16 protein-coding genes are annotated in these 15,639 nt (G+C 71.0%); 6 read left to right on the plus strand and 10 right to left on the minus strand.

Annotated elements, in window-relative coordinates:
- Nucleotides 1-9: 9 nt before the first annotated feature.
- Both ACFV5H_RS33525 and ACFV5H_RS33530 read right to left on the minus strand, forming a co-directional pair.
- The gene (locus ACFV5H_RS33525) at nucleotides 10-660 is read right to left on the minus strand and encodes a TetR/AcrR family transcriptional regulator (RefSeq protein WP_385198580.1); all 651 of its coding nucleotides are present in this window, start codon (nucleotides 658-660) and stop codon (nucleotides 10-12) included.
- A gap of 103 nt (nucleotides 661-763) precedes the next feature.
- Complete coding sequence (locus ACFV5H_RS33530; RefSeq protein WP_385057485.1) at nucleotides 764-1,477, minus strand: hemolysin III family protein; 714 nt, start codon at nucleotides 1,475-1,477, stop codon at nucleotides 764-766.
- A gap of 328 nt (nucleotides 1,478-1,805) precedes the next feature.
- On the opposite strand from ACFV5H_RS33530, the gene ACFV5H_RS33535 reads away from it, so the two are divergent.
- Complete coding sequence (locus tag ACFV5H_RS33535; RefSeq protein WP_385198581.1) at nucleotides 1,806-3,626, plus strand: phosphoenolpyruvate carboxykinase (GTP); 1,821 nt, start codon at nucleotides 1,806-1,808, stop codon at nucleotides 3,624-3,626.
- A 181-nt stretch (nucleotides 3,627-3,807) separates the two neighbouring features.
- Here ACFV5H_RS33535 and ACFV5H_RS33540 read toward each other — a convergent pair whose 3' ends face one another.
- The 5 genes from ACFV5H_RS33540 to ACFV5H_RS33560 form a co-directional block, all read right to left on the minus strand.
- A complete protein-coding gene (locus ACFV5H_RS33540) occupies nucleotides 3,808-4,401 on the minus strand; it encodes a hypothetical protein (protein ID WP_385198583.1) in 594 nt (197 codons plus the stop codon).
- Nucleotides 4,388-5,932 (minus strand): substrate-binding domain-containing protein, encoded by a 1,545-nt coding sequence (locus ACFV5H_RS33545; RefSeq protein WP_385198585.1) that lies wholly within the window; start codon nucleotides 5,930-5,932, stop codon nucleotides 4,388-4,390. The genes ACFV5H_RS33540 and ACFV5H_RS33545 overlap by 14 nt, the downstream gene beginning before the upstream one ends.
- A complete protein-coding gene (locus tag ACFV5H_RS33550) occupies nucleotides 5,929-7,104 on the minus strand; it encodes a toxic anion resistance protein (RefSeq protein WP_385198586.1) in 1,176 nt (391 codons plus the stop codon). The genes ACFV5H_RS33545 and ACFV5H_RS33550 overlap by 4 nt, the downstream gene beginning before the upstream one ends.
- Nucleotides 7,101-8,198 (minus strand): hypothetical protein, encoded by a 1,098-nt coding sequence (locus ACFV5H_RS33555; protein WP_385198587.1) that lies wholly within the window; start codon nucleotides 8,196-8,198, stop codon nucleotides 7,101-7,103. Before ACFV5H_RS33555 ends, ACFV5H_RS33550 begins: the two co-directional genes overlap by 4 nt.
- Before the next feature lie 384 nt (nucleotides 8,199-8,582).
- Entirely contained in the window at nucleotides 8,583-9,089 is a 507-nt protein-coding gene (locus ACFV5H_RS33560) for a MarR family winged helix-turn-helix transcriptional regulator (RefSeq protein WP_385198588.1), read from the minus strand.
- Nucleotides 9,090-9,203: 114 nt separating this feature from the next.
- Here ACFV5H_RS33560 and ACFV5H_RS33565 point away from each other — a divergent pair, with 114 nt between their 5' ends.
- The gene (locus tag ACFV5H_RS33565; protein WP_385059036.1) at nucleotides 9,204-9,704 is read left to right on the plus strand and encodes a cupin domain-containing protein; all 501 of its coding nucleotides are present in this window, start codon (nucleotides 9,204-9,206) and stop codon (nucleotides 9,702-9,704) included.
- Nucleotides 9,701-10,102, plus strand: coding sequence for a VOC family protein (locus ACFV5H_RS33570; RefSeq protein ID WP_385059037.1), 402 nt, complete (start codon nucleotides 9,701-9,703; stop codon nucleotides 10,100-10,102). Before ACFV5H_RS33565 ends, ACFV5H_RS33570 begins: the two co-directional genes overlap by 4 nt.
- A 317-nt stretch (nucleotides 10,103-10,419) precedes the next feature.
- Here the strand turns inward: ACFV5H_RS33570 and ACFV5H_RS33575 are convergent, their stop codons facing one another.
- Genes ACFV5H_RS33575 through ACFV5H_RS33585 form a run of 3 tightly spaced genes read right to left on the minus strand, consistent with a single transcriptional unit; the run spans nucleotide 10,420 to nucleotide 11,983 of the window.
- Nucleotides 10,420-11,349 carry a hypothetical protein gene (locus tag ACFV5H_RS33575; RefSeq protein WP_385198589.1) on the minus strand — a complete coding sequence of 310 codons (930 nt, stop codon included), beginning with the start codon at nucleotides 11,347-11,349 and terminating at the stop codon, nucleotides 10,420-10,422.
- An 8-nt stretch (nucleotides 11,350-11,357) separates the two neighbouring features.
- Nucleotides 11,358-11,780, minus strand: a complete 423-nt coding sequence (locus tag ACFV5H_RS33580) for an ATP-binding protein (protein ID WP_385198591.1) — start codon at nucleotides 11,778-11,780, stop codon at nucleotides 11,358-11,360.
- Nucleotides 11,780-11,983, minus strand: a complete 204-nt coding sequence (locus ACFV5H_RS33585; protein WP_344557342.1) for a hypothetical protein — start codon at nucleotides 11,981-11,983, stop codon at nucleotides 11,780-11,782. The genes ACFV5H_RS33580 and ACFV5H_RS33585 overlap by 1 nt, the downstream gene beginning before the upstream one ends.
- A gap of 157 nt (nucleotides 11,984-12,140) precedes the next feature.
- Between ACFV5H_RS33585 and ACFV5H_RS33590 the strand changes: the two genes are divergently transcribed.
- The 3 genes from ACFV5H_RS33590 to ACFV5H_RS33600 all read left to right on the plus strand — a co-directional run bounded on the left by ACFV5H_RS33590 (nucleotide 12,141) and on the right by ACFV5H_RS33600 (nucleotide 15,553).
- Nucleotides 12,141-12,995: a helix-turn-helix transcriptional regulator gene (locus ACFV5H_RS33590; protein WP_385198592.1), complete on the plus strand. Its 855-nt coding sequence runs from the start codon at nucleotides 12,141-12,143 to the stop codon at nucleotides 12,993-12,995.
- Nucleotides 12,976-13,251, plus strand: a complete 276-nt coding sequence (locus ACFV5H_RS33595; RefSeq protein WP_385059045.1) for a DUF397 domain-containing protein — start codon at nucleotides 12,976-12,978, stop codon at nucleotides 13,249-13,251. The genes ACFV5H_RS33590 and ACFV5H_RS33595 overlap by 20 nt, the downstream gene beginning before the upstream one ends.
- 199 nt (nucleotides 13,252-13,450) lie before the next feature.
- The gene (locus tag ACFV5H_RS33600; RefSeq protein WP_385198594.1) at nucleotides 13,451-15,553 is read left to right on the plus strand and encodes an NACHT domain-containing protein; all 2,103 of its coding nucleotides are present in this window, start codon (nucleotides 13,451-13,453) and stop codon (nucleotides 15,551-15,553) included.
- Nucleotides 15,554-15,639: the final 86 nt, after the last annotated feature.

Consider the following 15,639-nt stretch of genomic DNA (forward strand, 5'->3'; position numbering starts at 1 on the left):
CCAAGCATGTCATGTCCGGTGTCCGCCGCTCCGGGATTTCGCGGTGGGCAGGCCGTGCTCGACCACGTCGAGGGCCCGGTCGACGAGGGCGGCGAGGTCGTCGGTGTGGCCGCGTTCGGCCCAGTACGTCGTGGCCTCCAGCAGGCCGCCGAGCAGGGACGTCGTGGCGACCCGCACCTCCAGGCCGTCCGGGGCGAGCCCGGTGCGCGCGGCGATCGCGTCGGCGAGGAGCCGTCCGGTGGCCGACAGGCTCTCCCGCGTCCGGGAGCGCACCGCCGGGACCTCGGCCAGCAGCCGGGCCCGCAGCAGTGTCACCTCGGGCTGTTCGGTCATCGCGCGGCGCACGGTCCCGCGCAGTACGTGCCGGACGGAGGCGGGCCAGGGCTCGCCGGCGGGCCGCTCGGCGAGTGCCGCGGCCATCGGCCGGTCGTACTCGTCCGTGAGGACGATGTCCTCCCTGGCCGGGAAGTAGCGGATGACGGTCGACGGCGACACCTCGGCGCGCTCGGCGATCCGCTCGATCGTCATGGCGTCGTAGCCCTGTTCCCCGATCAGTGCGAAGGCCGCGCAGCGGATCGCCTCACGGGTCTTGATCTTCTTCCGCTCGCGCAGCCCCGGGGGCGGGTCGGCGGGGGTGAGGGGGGAGGGTGCGGCCTTCATGACGGCCATTGTCGGCGATTGTCGGCCACCATGGCCGGTACCGGTCCTGCGACCGGTACCGGCCACTACGACTGGTACCGGCCACTACGACTGGTACCGGTCACTACGCGTGCTGGTACGCCGCCAGGGAGATGCCGACGTAGTGGGCGATGAAGGCGGCCAGGGTGAGGGAGTGGAAGACCTCGTGGAAGCCGAACCAGCGCGGTGACGGGTTGGGCTTCTTGAGGCCGTAGATCACCCCGCCCGCGCTGTAGAGCAGACCGCCCACGACCACCAGGACGAGTACGGCGATGCCGCCCGAGCGCATGAAGTCGGGCAGGAAGAAGACGGCCGCCCAGCCCATCGCGATGTAGCAGGGCGTGTAGAGCCAGCGGGGGGCGCCGACCCAGAAGACCCGGAAGACGATCCCGGCGGCGGCCGCCGCCCAGATGCCCCACAGCAGCCACTGCCCCTTGGAGTCCGGCAGCAGCAGGATCGTCAGCGGGGTGTAGGTGCCCGCGATGATCAGGAAGATGTTGGCGTGGTCCAGGCGGCGCAGCACCCCGTCCATGCGGGGGCTCCAGTCGCCCCGGTGGTAGAGCGCGCTCACGCCGAACAGCAGGCAGGCGGTCAGGGCGTAGACCGCGCAGGCGAGGCGTGCCCGGCTCGAGTCGGCGAAGGCGGTCAGCACCAGTCCGGCGACCAGGGCGGCGGGGAACATGCCGAGGTGCAGCCAGCCGCGGAGCTTGGGCTTGACCGGATGCGGCAGGGAGGTCGCGACCGGACCCGGGCCGTCGGCCGCCGGGTCCTCGGGCGCGTCGGGGGCGAGCGCAGTCATGTCCGGCATCGTACCTACGGAACCGTAAGTTATGCCTCCGGGTGCCGAATTGACCCGCGTCGAGTGGCCATCATCTCACGGCGCCCTGTCGCATTGTCACGCAAAGAAACGGTCCGGTGAACCCAACGTACGCGCAAAGTGCCACGAGAAACCGTGGCCATCGTCACGTTGCTCACCTGTGCGGCCCTCTGGACAGATGGGCGCTCTCATCGGATGATCAAATGAGTGCGGTCGACACCGGATGAGCGCCCAAGCTCCCACCGTGAAGCATCCGGGTCGCAGCCCCCACGGGGCCTCCCAACAAAAAACCCCTCATTTAGGAGCAATCGTGGCGCGCGACATCGCGGCTCCCAGCGTCCCCACCACCCACCAGGGACTGATTTCCTGGGTCAACGAGATCGCAGACCTGACGCAGCCGGACCGGGTGGTCTGGTGCGACGGCTCGGAGGCCGAGTACGAACGCCTGTGTGAGGAACTCGTCGCCAAGGGCACCTTCCGCAAACTCGACCCGATCAAGCGCCCCAACTCCTACTACGCGGCCTCCGACCCCACCGACGTCGCCCGCGTCGAGGACCGGACCTTCATCTGCTCCGAGAAGGAGGAGGACGCCGGCCCGACCAACCACTGGAAGGCCCCCGCCGAGATGCGGGAGGTCTTCCGGGGCGACAAGGGCGTCTTCCGCGGCTCGATGAAGGGCCGCACCCTGTACGTCGTGCCCTTCTGCATGGGCCCGCTCGGCTCGCCGCTGTCCGCCATCGGCGTCGAGATCACCGACTCGGCGTACGTCGCCGTCTCCATGCGCACCATGACCCGGATGGGTCAGCCGGTCCTGGACGAGCTCGGCTCCGACGGCTTCTTCGTCAAGGCCGTGCACTCGGTCGGCGCCCCGCTGGAGCCCGGCCAGGAGGACGTCCCCTGGCCCTGCAACAGCACCAAGTACATCTCCCACTTCCCCGAGGACCGCGAGATCTGGTCCTACGGCTCCGGCTACGGCGGCAACGCCCTGCTCGGCAAGAAGTGCTACGCCCTGCGCATCGCCTCCGTCATGGCCCGCGACGAGGGCTGGCTGGCCGAGCACATGCTCATCCTCAAGCTGACCCCGCCGCAGGGCGAGTCCAAGTACGTCGCCGCCGCCTTCCCGTCCGCCTGCGGCAAGACCAACCTCGCCATGCTGGAGCCCACGATCTCCGGCTGGACGGTCGAGACGATCGGCGACGACATCGCCTGGATGCGCTTCGGCGAGGACGGCCGCCTGTACGCCATCAACCCCGAGGCCGGCTTCTTCGGCGTCGCCCCCGGCACGGGTGAGCACACCAACGCCAACGCGATGAAGACCCTGTGGGGCAACTCCGTCTTCACCAACGTGGCGCTCACCGACGACAACGACGTGTGGTGGGAGGGCATGACCGAGGAGACCCCCGCCCACCTCACCGACTGGAAGGGCAACGACTGGACCCCCGGGTCCGGCACGCCCGCCGCGCACCCCAACGCCCGCTTCACCACCCCCGCCGCGCAGTGCCCGATCATCGCGCCCGAGTGGGAGGACCCCAAGGGCGTGCCGATCTCCGCGATCCTCTTCGGCGGGCGCCGCGCCAGCGCCGTACCGCTGGTGACGGAGTCCTTCGACTGGAACCACGGCGTCTTCCTCGGCGCCAACGTGGCCAGTGAGAAGACCGCCGCCGCCGAGGGCAAGGTCGGCGAGCTGCGCCGCGACCCGTTCGCCATGCTGCCGTTCTGCGGCTACAACATGGGCGACTACATGGCGCACTGGATCGACGTGGCCAAGGACAAGGACCAGTCCAGGCTGCCGAAGATCTACTACGTCAACTGGTTCCGCAAGAACGACGACGGCAAGTTCGTCTGGCCCGGCTTCGGCGAGAACTCCCGCGTCCTGAAGTGGATCGTGGAGCGCCTGGACGGCCGCGCGGAGGGCGTCGAGACCCCGATCGGCGTGCTTCCGGCCAAGGCCGCCCTGGACACGGACGGCCTGGACCTCTCCGACGCCGACCTGGACTTCCTGCTCACCGTCGACAAGGACGTGTGGCGCGAGGAGGCCGCCCTGGTCCCCGACCACCTCAACACCTTCGGCGACCACACGCCCAAGGAACTGTGGGACCAGTACCACGCGCTGGTGAAGCGCCTGGGCTGACGCCCGCACAGACCCCGCGGCCGGTCGGTATGAGGATGCCCTGACCAGCGATCGTCACGCCACGACCGGCCGCGGAACACACCGGCGAGGCCCGCACAACGGCGTGCGGGACCATGGGCCCGTCGCCGTCCTCCCGCCCGCCCCGGCGGAGAGGACGACGACGGGCCCCGCCATTCCGGGCTCACGGGGACCGGTCCTCCAGGTACCGGGTGTGCGACTCCTGCCGCCGGGCCTCCGTCTCCCGCAGGCCCCGCGCCAGCCGCTCCGCCTCCGCGTGCAGCAGTTCCAGCTGACGCACCAGGTGCTGCTCCGGAGGCACCTGCCCGGGTGTCAGCCGCGTCCACCAGCGGGTCCGTACGTAGACGTCGACGGCCTCCGGCACGTCCTGCCGCACGGCCCGGGACAGGGTGTGCACGGCGTCCGGGTCCTGGGCGAGGATCTCGGTCACCCACCCGGGGTCCAGCAGCGCGGCCAGCATGTCCGTCAGCTCGGTGAGCCGGTCCGTCGCGATGGGCGGCAGGTCGACGTCCGCCAGGTACTCCCGCAGCCGCCCGAAGTCGGCCCGCACCTCGTCGAGCCGCGCGGACGGGTCCGGGAAGGCGGGCGGCGCGGGCCGCTCGGGCGGGGCGATCAGCGCGCCCACCCCGTACAGCCCGGCCACCACGACCGGCCAGTACGGTCCCGCCACGCCCGTGAACGTCAGCACCAGCCCCGTCAGCCCGCCCGCGCACCCGGCGATGTTCTTGCGGGACTCCACGTACCTACTGATAGCCACGGATCTCCTCGAACGCCCCGTCCAGCGACCCCTGCCCGTCGAACAGCCGGCCGCCGGTCAGCTCCGCGATGTGCTCCAGCTCGGCCCGGTCGGAGTCGCCGAACAGGATGGGGAAGACGGGGATGTCCTGCCGCTCGCGGGACAGCCCCTGGTAGAAGGCGTCGAAGTCACCGGCCCTGTCGCCCGCCGTGTTCTCACCGTCCGTCATCAGCACGATCGACGTGAACGTGTCCTCGCCGCCGCCCAGATGGTCGTACGCCTTCCGCAGGGACGTGTAGACCGCGGTGTCGCCCTCGGCCCGCAGCTCTTCCGTGTCCCGGCGGATCGCGGCGATCCCCTGCTGCGGATCACCGGGGCGTACGACATGGGTGCGCACGCTCTTCACGTCCGTGCCGAACGGCATCAGGGTGACCTCCTCCCGGTCGCGGAAGTCCTCGGTGAGGCCGGTGAGGGCCTGCTTCAGCCGGTCGATCCGCTCGCCCTCCATCGAGCCGGAGGTGTCGAGGACGTACACCGTCCGGGAGGGGCGGCGCAGCTGGTTCTCGTACGCGTCGAGCAGCCCGTCGGCGACGGAACGGCTGCCGGGGAAGGGCAGTTCGCGCCTGCGGCCGGTGTCCAGTCCGGCCGCGGGCGGAACCGAGGCGACGACCGGGCGGCGCAGCGTGCGGTCGGTGATCAGCCGCTGGACGGCGTCCGAGCGCAGCGCCTGGGTCACCCGGCGCACGTCGTCGCGGGTGGCCGTGTCGGTGGAGGCGAGGGAGGAGAGCGGATAGTCGGCGGTGACCACCCCGTCCTTCGGGCGGATCACCGTCAGGCCCTCGAAGCCCTTGAGGACGGACTCGTAGTTGAGGAGCGCGTCGACGTCACCGCGGCGGTCGTACGCGCCCGCCAGCCAGCCCGACGAACCCGAGGTGAGCTTCTGCCCCCCGAAGAACCCCTTCAGCCGAGGCGTCGCCTTCGTCACGTCGGCGTCGGTGAGCGCGGACTGCGCGCCGGAGAGCGCCGAGGCGACGGAGATCAGCGTGGAGAAACCGGAGTTGGAGCGGGTCGGGTCGGTCATGCCGTAGGTGAGCCCGCCGTCCCGGACGGCCCGCTCGATCGCGGACCAGGTGACGTCCTCGGGGTTCCAGCCCAGCTCCTCGACGACGGCGGACCGCACGCCGACGGCGACCGGGCTGGACATCACGGGCGTCTCCGAGACGATCTTCTCCGTCGCCTCCGGGCGCAGCCGCAGATAGTCGTTGGAGGACAGCCACACGGCGTCGTACCGGCCGTCCGTCTTCCCCGTGGCCAGCATGTCCACGGCGTCGAGCGTGCCCATGTAGGTCGGCCGGACGGTGACGCCGGTGTCCTTCTCGACCCGTTCGAGGACCGGGGTCATGTCGCTGAGTTCACTGGATGCCAGCACCCGCAGCGTGCCCGGCACGGCGGCCCGCGGGTCCTCGTCGTCCCGCGGGTCCTGCCCGGCGGTGCACGCGCTCAGCAGGACCGCGCCGGCGGCGAGCAGCGCGGCCAGGGACCGTCGTCTCATCCGAGGCCCCCCTCCAGCGCGCCCTGCGACCGGCTGCGCTCCAAGTAGGTACTGGCGTGCTGGAGTTCGGAGGTCAGGTTCTCCACCGTCGCCGCCATCGCCTCGGTCGCCCGCACCTTGTAGGTGTCGATGGCGTCGAGGGTGCGGTAGATCTGCTGGAACGCGGTGCGCAGGGTCTCGGCCCCGACCGCCGGGTCGGCGGCGATGCGCCGGCTCTCCCCGCTCTGCGTCGCCAGCATCTCCGCGTTGCCCCGGATCAGCTCCTCGGTGGTACCGCGCAGCGCGTCGACCTGTTCGACGACCTTCTTCTGGTGGTCGAGCGCGGACGCCAGCATCACGGAGATCCGCAGCGCCGACACGGTCGTCGTGGCCGCCCGGTCCACGCCCTTGATCAGCTCCTCGTTGTTGCGCCGTACGACGTCCATGGCGAGGTAGCCCTGCGCGCACACGGCGAGCTGGGTGAGCAGGTCCTGGTGCTTCTGCCGGACGGGGAAGAGGACGTCGGCACGGAGCGAGTCGGCCTGCGCGGGATCCGCCGTCTCCACGCCCGCGATGTGCCGCTCCACGGCCGTGTCCAGGGCCTCCGTGAGGACGACGTACTCCTGGAGCTTGCCCATGGTCTCCCACAGGCGGACCCGCTCCGTCTGCAACGCGGCGTTGTCGCGGCGCAGTTCGTCCTGCCCGCCGCGCAGCGCGCCCACGATGCCGTTCAGGGTGCCCTGCGCGGAGGCGTACTTGGCGACGTGGTCGCGCAGCCTGTTGCCGCCGGGCAGCCGGGAGAGGAACTTGCGGCCCTTGTTCGCGGGCAGGTCGCGCGGGTCCAGGTCCTCGACCACGCGCCGCAGTTCCACGAGCGACCCGGCCACCTTGGACTGGGCGTCGCCGCCCTTGTCGGGCAGGCTCCGGACCGTGCGTTCCAGCATGCGGTTGGACTGCGCGGTGGCGGTACGCATCTCGCCGGCGCCCAGTGCGGTGATCTCACCGACCTTGCCCGCGAACTCGGGCGAGCGGGCGTCCAGGGAGGCCAGCCCCTCGACGTACGCGGCGGCCTTGGCCGCCATGTCGGCGCGGACGCCGTCGTCGACGGGCACGAGCCCGCCGGCCCTCTCCCGGGGCACGGGCGTGACGGCCTCGGGCGGTGTGAGGACGAAGTCCCCGTCAGTGCTGTTCATCTGTTGCTGTTCCCCCCTTGTCCGCGCGCCCGTCGCGCCAGCTCGTGCAGCACCGCGGAGGTGGGCACGGGCGCCTGGCGGACGCCGGTCAGTCGCTGCTTGAGGTAGGCGGTGCGGCCCACGGCGGCCGCCGCGAACTCGGCGACGTCGCCCTGCGGGCGGAAACCGTGCCGGACGGCCAGCTTGCGCAACGCCGGGTCACTGCCGAGGAGTCCGGCGACCTTCCGGCCGTTCTCGGTGAGCGGGACGACGGTGTGGTCGCTGTTGACCGTGGTGTCCGGGTAGAGGACGGTGAGGTCGTCCGCGTGCTGCTGCTCGTTGAGGAGCGCGGACACCTGGGACTCGTAGACGAGGACGAGCGGGTTGCCGGCCCCGCTGACGAAGTCCCGGAACGCCGCGTCCGTGCTCGACTGCTGGGCGCCCTGGACGCCGATCAGCTTGCGCAGCAGGGGAGCGGTGCGCCCGATCTCGGCGTCGCTCGCGACCACCTTGCCGCCGTTGGCGACGTAGGAGGCGGCGGCCAGGTACAGCGCGCCGGAGTTGGAGGTCTCCGGGTCGGTGCTGGAGATGTAGAGGGTGCCGGTCAGCTCCCCGTACTCCTCGGCTCCTTTCAGTTGCTGCCAGGTGCGGTCGCGTTCGGCCGCGTCGAGGTAGGCGGCCGTCCTCAGCGTGCCCGGGTTCTTCCCGTCGAGCACGGCCAGCCCGTTGGCGGCCAGTACCTCGGCGGCGCCGCGGCGGGACACGACGACGAGGGGCGAGTAGAACGGGCGCGGGAGCGTTCCCCGCACCTCGTACTTCTCGGCCAGTCCGGCGGCGGGCGCCCGGCTGGACGGGAACGCCAGGTCGTACCCCTTGAGGTCCAGCTCCTCCATGGCCCAGGACCCGGAGGTCTCGGCCTCGACGGTGTAGCCCTTGGCGGCGAGGGCCTTCACCACGTCCGGATCGGCGAAGAACTCCGCCTTCTCCGATCCGATCACCATGCGCACGGTCTTCGTTGCCGTGCCCGTCTCCCCGTTGTCCCGGCCCGCGACGACGGCGGCCACCACGCCGGCCGTCAGCAGTACCGCGAGGACGATTCCCGTAATCCGTCTCACGGCCGGAGCATCCCGCCGGAATCCAACGTTCCCCGGCGGTCCCGGTGAACGGCCGGTGTCCGGGTGATACCGGTACGCAACGGGAACCGGCCAGTCCGGCCGGCGGGCGCGGGACGAGTGACGTCCCGCGCCCGCCGGCCGGGATCAGCAGGTGCTCTTCGCCCGGTCGGGGAACTTCTCGAAGGCGGCCTCGGTGCCGTCCCCGGCGATCTTGTCGATCGGGCCGTCGTAGCCGTGGGCCGGCCGGCTCGGCTTGCGCTGCAACGCCTTGGTCGTGTCGGTTCCGGGAACGCCGTCGGCCGGGTCGTCGTGGTCCCGGTTCGCCGTGAGGTGCCGCTGGAACGCCTTCCGGCTGCCGGTGCCGGGCCGGCCGTCGACGGGCCGTCATGTGACGGTCGTGTCGCCGAGGTTCTCCAGCAGCTGCCGGAGGCCCTCGGCGGTCCTCTCGACCAGGCCGCGGTCCACGCCGTCGAGCAGTCGCGCGTAGTCCGCCAGATGGTCGGCGAAGGCGGCCCGGGTGACCTCGTGTCCGTGCTCGGTGAGGCGGATCCTGACGGTGCGCCGGTCGCCGCCTTCGCGCACCCGCTCGACGAGGCCCTTGGCCTCCATCCTGTCGATGCGGTTGGTGATCGCTCCGGAGGTCACCATGGACGCTTTGAGGAAGGCCCCGGCGGTGAGGGCGTAGGGAGGCCCGGAGCGCTGCAGTGTGGTGAGCACGTCGAACTCACCGTGTTCCACTCCGTGCGCGGCGGCCGTGGCCCTGGCGGACTTGTCGATCACCCGGGCCAGCCGCTGGATCCGTGCGAAGAGCTCCACCGGCCAGAGGTCCTCCACCACATCGGGACGCTCCTTCGCCCACTGGCCGATGATCGCGTCCACGGCGTCGCTCATCTCCGTCGCTCCTCTCCGTCAACATCTTCTCAACGTTAAGAGACTTGACGTTGAGACGTCTGTGCTGCTTTTATCTTAACGTTGAGATTATCAAGGTTGAAGGAGGAGCCCGCCATGTCCGCGACCGACACTCCGCCCGCTGTGGTGCTGACCCGTCGTGCAGACGCCGAGACCTGTGCCGACCCGAGCAGCGTGATGACCCTTCTGGCCGATTCGGACGGCGGCGCGGGTGGCTTCACGAGCTACCGGTCCACCTTCGCGAAGGGCGCGGCAGGGGCGCCGGCCCACTTCCACACCCGGGCGTCGGAGCTGTTCTTCGTGATCGGCGGATCCCTGCGGGTGCTGGTGGGCGAGGAGGTCACCGTCCTGGAGGAAGGCGACTTCCTCGCGGTCCCGCCCCACACCCCGCACGCCTTCGCGGCCGCCCCGGACAGTGAAGCGGACGTCCTGTTCGTCTTCACCCCCGGCATGGGCAGGTTCGACTACCTGCGCCTGCTCGGCCGGGTGATGCGCGGCGAGGCCGACCCGAAGGAGATCGCCGAGTCGTCGGAGCGCTTCGACAACCACTATGTCGACAGCCCCGTGTGGCGTGCCGCCCTGGAGGGTTCCGCGTGATCGGCCCCACGACCCGGATCCGGGTGGCCCGGCCCTCGAGGGACCTGGCCGCCGCCGAACGCTTCTACGTGGAGGGCCTCGGGCTCGAAGTGCTGTGGCGGACCACCGAACGGGTCCCCGGCGAGCACGACCTGCTCATGGTCGGGCCGCCGGGCGCCGCCTGGCACTTCGAACTCACCCGTGACCCCGAACGGCCGATCGAGCCCGCTCCGACGGTGGACGACCTGTTCGTGGTCTACCTCGGCGCCCCGGTCGACGCGTCGCTGGTCGAACGCCTGGAGGCGCACGGGGGCACCAGGACTCCCGCGCACAACCCCTACTGGGACGAGTACGGCGTGACCGTCGCGGATCCCGACGGATACCTCCTCGTCCTGTGCTCACGCGACTGGACCGCCTGAACCGGGGTCCGCTCGTCGGGTGTCCTCGGCCGGGCCCAAGGACGTCGCCGTCTCCCCGGACGGCACGAAGGCCGCCCTCGCCGACGCCTCCGCCGGCACCCGGCTGCTGAACACCGGCGACCTGCCGGACGCCGCCGACGGCTACCGGGCCCTGCCCGCGGGCGCCACCGCCGGCTCGGTCACGCTCACCGCCGACGGTGTACGTCAGGCGCTGATCCCCGCGCGCCCGCCCCGGTTCCCGGGTGCCGGGGCGGGTCGGACTCGGTGTCGCCGCCGGGGAAGGTCTCCGCGGAACCGGCCCGGCGGGATTCCCCGGCTCAGGGCGGCACCGGGTGGCCGTAGTCCTGGTACCAGTGGACGTCGTACCAGCGGGCCATGGAGAACGGATGGCCCAGGTCCGTGAGCATGTGGTGGATGAATTCGGCGGTCGTGCCGTTGAACCGGATCCACGACTCGCGTAGCTCCCCGTGCGCGAGAACGGGCCACTTGTCCGGATCGGGGTCCCCGGTGAGCCAGTAGAACTCCTCCGCCTGCTCGGTACCGGCCCACTTCAACACCCCGCCCGCGGCCGGGTACACCGGGTACGGGTCCCGCAGGTGGCTGCCTTCCGTTCGGGCCCACTCACCGAGCCACTCCGTGTGCCGGACGATGTCCATGCTCTCGACGTGCGCGTCGGGGACCTGGAGCTGAACGTAGTCGTCGAAGGCGCCCGGCCCGCCGAAGATTTCGATCAGCCGTTTGTAGTCGCTGGGCAGCGCGGTCCCGAGCCGGGCCTCCACCGCCGCCCAGCCGACCGTGCGTACCCGGGTCGTCTCCCACCCGGTGAGGGCGACGACCCTGTCCACCCAGGACGCGGCTTCGTCCAGACCCGCCGCGGGATTCTCCCGCTCGGCGACGAGCACGACGAGCCGGTCGTCACCGTCGTCGTGGTGCGTCGTACCGCACCCGACCCACCGGTCCCCGCACGCCCACGCCCGCATCTCGACGACCCGCTCCCCGAACGGCGTCAGCAGCGGCAGCCCGGTCCGCACGCTCGCGGCCGGATCGACGATGCCGCCCGCGACGAGGCTGCGCGGCTCCCCGAACCGCGAGCTGATCGCCTCCTGGAGGTCAGGGAAAGCGATCCGCGCGGACGGCACCAGGCACACGTGCCCCGCCGCGTGCCCCGCCGTCCCGCACACCGGCGCGCTCATACGCTGAGCGGTCAGCCGGTGAACGGCCGCCAGCAACTCCTCCACCGAGTACATGTCGTCATTCAACCGGACGCCACTGACACCGGATCGCGGTCCGGGACAGCGCTTCCTCCTCCCGGCCCTGCGCCGAGCTCGCACCACACGGTCTTGCCGCCGGGCGGCGTCCCGTGCGTCACGCCCCACCTCAGCGCGAGCGCGTCCAGCAGTGCGAGCCCGCGTCCCGACTCCGCGTCGACGTCCACGTCCGCTCGCAGCACGGGCAGCACCCGGGGGTCGGGGTCGGTGACCTCCAGCCGTGTACGTCCGCCGTCGTCCCGCGACACCCGGACGGTGACGGGAACTCCCTCGCCGAGGTGCTGGATCACGTTGGTCACGAGTTCGCTCGCGCAGAGCTGGACGTCGGCGCCGTAGTCGCGCAGGGCCCGGCGTACGCCGGACAGCTCGGCCGGTGCCGCGAGCAGTTCGAGTGTCGTCCCCGGTCGCATCACGCGGCCCCCTCGCGGAGGGCGGCGGTCAGGGCCCGGGCGGTGAGGAGGTTGCAGTTGCCGAGCGCGATCAGCGGCCGGACCGGACAGCGGGAGGCGAGAGTCGGGAGGTCGACGCCGAGGGACGGCAGGGTGATGCCGTGCGCGGCGAGCGCCGCCCGCAACTCCTCGGCGCAGGCGTCGGCTTCGGTGGGGCTGTGCATGGGGTTCACGCCTTTCGGTGCTCTGTGTGACGAACCGCTCACACTGTGCCGCCGGTCGGCGTAGCGTGACAGCCCTTCGGCATCCCGGTCCTGAACTGCACGTATGCGGTGCGGGAAGAGGGAGCGGGCGGTAACGGCAACCCATGGAAGGTGAACGATGGGGCAGCGCAAGGACATCGACGGCTCGACGGGCGTCCCGACCTTCTACGGCAGCGAACTGCGCTGGAAGCGGGAGGAGGCGGGGCTGACGCTCCAGCAGTTGGTGGAGGGCAGCTTCTACGGCCCGAGCCACCTCAGCGAGATCGAGCGGGGGACGCGACGGATGCCGGCGGAGCTGGCGGAACACGTGGACAAGGTGCTCGGCACGGACGGCTTCTTCCGGCGGCGTTGTGAGGACGTGCGGAGGGCGAAGCGGCGGGGGCACGCGAGCTACTTCGAGCGCGTACTGGAGGCGGAGAAGCACGCGGAGACCATCGAGGAGTGGTGCCCGACGCTGATTCCGGGGTTGTTGCAGACGGAGGCGTACGCGCGGGCGGTGACGCGGTCGGCGCATCCCCTGGCGCCCGACGAGGAAGTTGAGGAGAAGGTGTCCGCACGGCTGGCGCGGGCTCGGCTCTTCGAGGACAACCACAAGACGCCGGAATACTGGGTGATCCTGCCCGAGTCACTGCTGCGTCAGCCCATCCTGCCGCCGGAGCAGCACGCCGAACAGTTGGAGCGTGTGACGGAGCTGGCGCGGCGCCATCGGATCGTTTCCCAGATCCTTCCGTGGAACTGCGGGCCGCACCCGCTGATGCTGGGCAGTGCCATGGTTATGACCTTCTCCGACGCTCCACCTCTGATCTACACGGAGGCGCAGTACAGCGGGGACACCATCGACGATCCCGGCCTCGTGAAGCACTACCGCAAGGCATACGATCGGCTCAGGGCCGCCGCACTGCCTCCGGAGGCGTCCCTCGCCCTGATCGAGCAAGCGGCTGAGGATGACCGAAATGGCGAGCTACGCAATTGACTTGAGTACAGCTGCCTGGCGCAAGAGCAGCTACAGCAACGGCGACGGCGGCAACTGCGTGGAGGTGGCCGAAGCCTTCCCCAATGCCGCCCGCTGGCGCAAGAGCACCTACAGCAACGGCACCGGCGGCGACTGCCTCGAAGTCTGCGACGCCCACACCGCCGTCGTCCCCGTCCGCGACTCCAAGGTCCCCCACGGCCCGGTCCTCACCATCACGGCCCCGGCCTGGACGGCGTTCGTGGCGTCGCTCAAGTGACCCGGCCCGCATCGCGCAGTCTGCCGGGACCACCGGACATGTTCGACCGGGAGCGGGACTGGAGCGAGCTGACCGCTTTCGCGACCGCCGAAGGCGCGGGGCCCCGGCTCGGAGTGGTGTCGGGGCGTAGCGGAATCGTGGCGCTCCCCGTACTTCCCGCATTGCCAAGTCCCCTGTGATCCAGCACACTTCATGAAACATGAGAGCAGCACGGGGGGCGTATCGCGGTTCCGTATGGGGTGTTCTGGCCGTCGTCTTCGTGGCGGGTGCGGCCGGACTCTTCTTCTTCCGGGACACCGCGCCGCTGCGCGACAGCCCACTGGCCGACATCCTCGCGACCGCGTTCAGCGCGGCGGCCGTCGGTCTCACCCTGTACGCGCTGGGTTTCACGGTCAGGGCCGAGCAGTCGGATCTCGCACGCCGGTTGACGGAGTTCAAGAGACAGGTGGACCGGCGTCTCATGGCCGCCCCACGCGGCTACTTCCCGGGCTCCGACAACGTGATCCCCGTCGGTTTCAAGGACTCCGCCGATCCCGGGACCACGGTGACGGATCCGCTGGGCGATTACTTCACCTCGTCACGGTGCAAGGACCGCCTGGTCGTTCTCGGCGGCCCGGGCTCCGGGAAGACGGTCGCCGCGACCCAGCTGATGGCCCATCTGCTGAGAGGATGGCAGGACGGCGACCCGGTGCCCGTGCGCATCCCGCTGTCCACCTGGAACACCGAACTCAAGCTGGTCGACTGGCTGTCCGGCTATCTGAAGGAAAGAGGTCTGGTCCGCTCCAGGGCCGTGGCACGCCAACTCCTCGAGGACCGTCTCGTCCTGCCCATCCTCGACGGCCTCGACGAGATGGACCCGCCCGGCGTGCCGCCCGCGAAGACCCGTGCGCTGAAGGCCCTGCGACGGCTCAACCGCGAGTACAGCGACCGGACGGGGCAGGCGCCGCTCGTGGTGCTCTGCCGAGCCGACCGCTACGACACCCTGAAGTCGAAGGAGAGGCTCGAACAAGCCACCGTCGTCACCCTCCAGCGGCTCTCCAGTGCCCAGCAGCTCGCGTTCCTGGGCAAGAGGGGGCAGGACGAGACGGGGGAGTGGCTGCCCGAGTGGCGACGGCTCGCCGAGGCCCTCACCTGGACCGGCACCCCGCGCGGGCTGGCCCGGGTCCTCGACACTCCGTGGCGGATGGCCCTGCTGACCACGGCGTACACCGAGCGGGACGACGACCGCCGTCCGCTGCGCAACCCCGACGCGCTCCTGGCGATGCCGTTGAACGCCGTACCGGACCACCTGCTCGGCCTGTACACCCGCGCCGCCGCGTCGACGTACAACCAGCGGCCGGACGCCGGCCGCCGACGGGACCCCGCGAAGGTCGAGGAGTGGCTGACCACCCTGGCCGGGCATCTGCGGGACGACCACCGGCCGGACGGGTCGGACGGCGCCCCGCGCCCCCGTGACGAGGTGGTCTCCGACACGGATCTCGTGCTGCACCGGCTGTGGCGGATGGAACGCGACTCCGGGATGCGGCATGTCGAGATCGCGCTGCTGATGCTGCCGTTCGTCGTCTCGATCAACCTGGCCGAGCGGATCGGCCTCACGCCTTGGGAGAGCCTCCCGTACCCGCGCCTCTTCGCCGCCTTCGGCCTGCTGTTCCTGATACAGGCGGTGCTGCCCGTGGCGCTGGAGAACACCCGGCGGCAGCCCGTTCCACGCCACCTCGACTGGCGGCTGCTGGGAGAGCCGAAGATGATCGGCCTGAACGTGATGTACGTCACCGGCTGGGTGCTGTTCCTGGTGGACCGGGGTCTCAGTCCGTGGCTGTTCGCGTTGGTCCTGGCCGGGAACGTCCTGTCGTTCGTGACCTCGCAGGCCGTCTGGAGCACGGGCGACCACCCGCAGGCCACCCTGACCGATCCACGCGACCCGCTGCGCGCGGAACTGCGCTACGCGTTCTTCTGGGCGGTCGTCACCTCTCTGTGGGTCGGCTCGCTGATCGCCCAGTGGTCGGAGAGTGTCCTCGGCTTCGCCTACGGCGCGCTCCTCGGCGTCCTCCCCGCCTTCACCCTCGCGGCGAGGGCCTGGCGCCGCTACGTCCTATTCAAGTTCGCCGCGGGCCGCCGGCTCCCCGCAGGACTGGGCGGCTTCCTCGACTGGTGCGTCGAGGCGGGCATCATGCGCGTCGAGGGCTTCGCCTACCAGTTCCGCCACCGCGAACTGCAGGAGTGGCTGGCGGCCCGGCCGAGCGCGGAGGGTGCCCCGGTGGGGGATCCTCCCTCGTCACAGGGACACCGGCGGCGGTCTTGAGACCGCTCTTCGGCCGACCGCCGAGGACGGCCGGCCCTCACGCGCGGGAAACGCCGACGGGGCGCTCCGGGCGTGCTGCCCGGGGC

This window comes from Streptomyces sp. NPDC059787, assembly GCF_042732315.1.
Classification (GTDB): Bacteria; Actinomycetota; Actinomycetes; order Streptomycetales; family Streptomycetaceae; genus Streptomyces; species Streptomyces atrovirens.

Bases quoted from the DNA above. Each gene is read 5' to 3' on its own strand.
- ACFV5H_RS33525 (WP_385198580.1), bottom strand. From the start codon at position 660: ATGAAGGCCGCACCCTCCCCCCTCACCCCCGCCGACCCGCCCCCGGGG.
- ACFV5H_RS33530 (WP_385057485.1), bottom strand. From the start codon at position 1,477: ATGACTGCGCTCGCCCCCGACGCGCCCGAGGACCCGGCGGCCGACGGC.
- ACFV5H_RS33545 (WP_385198585.1), bottom strand. From the start codon at position 5,932: ATGAGACGACGGTCCCTGGCCGCGCTGCTCGCCGCCGGCGCGGTCCTG.
- ACFV5H_RS33550 (WP_385198586.1), bottom strand. From the start codon at position 7,104: ATGAACAGCACTGACGGGGACTTCGTCCTCACACCGCCCGAGGCCGTC.
- ACFV5H_RS33560 (WP_385198588.1), bottom strand. From the start codon at position 9,089: ATGAGCGACGCCGTGGACGCGATCATCGGCCAGTGGGCGAAGGAGCGT.
- ACFV5H_RS33565 (WP_385059036.1), top strand. From the start codon at position 9,204: ATGTCCGCGACCGACACTCCGCCCGCTGTGGTGCTGACCCGTCGTGCA.
- ACFV5H_RS33575 (WP_385198589.1), bottom strand. From the start codon at position 11,349: ATGTACTCGGTGGAGGAGTTGCTGGCGGCCGTTCACCGGCTGACCGCT.
- ACFV5H_RS33580 (WP_385198591.1), bottom strand. From the start codon at position 11,780: ATGCGACCGGGGACGACACTCGAACTGCTCGCGGCACCGGCCGAGCTG.
- ACFV5H_RS33585 (WP_344557342.1), bottom strand. From the start codon at position 11,983: ATGCACAGCCCCACCGAAGCCGACGCCTGCGCCGAGGAGTTGCGGGCG.
- ACFV5H_RS33590 (WP_385198592.1), top strand. From the start codon at position 12,141: ATGGGGCAGCGCAAGGACATCGACGGCTCGACGGGCGTCCCGACCTTC.
- ACFV5H_RS33595 (WP_385059045.1), top strand. From the start codon at position 12,976: ATGGCGAGCTACGCAATTGACTTGAGTACAGCTGCCTGGCGCAAGAGC.
- ACFV5H_RS33600 (WP_385198594.1), top strand. From the start codon at position 13,451: ATGAGAGCAGCACGGGGGGCGTATCGCGGTTCCGTATGGGGTGTTCTG.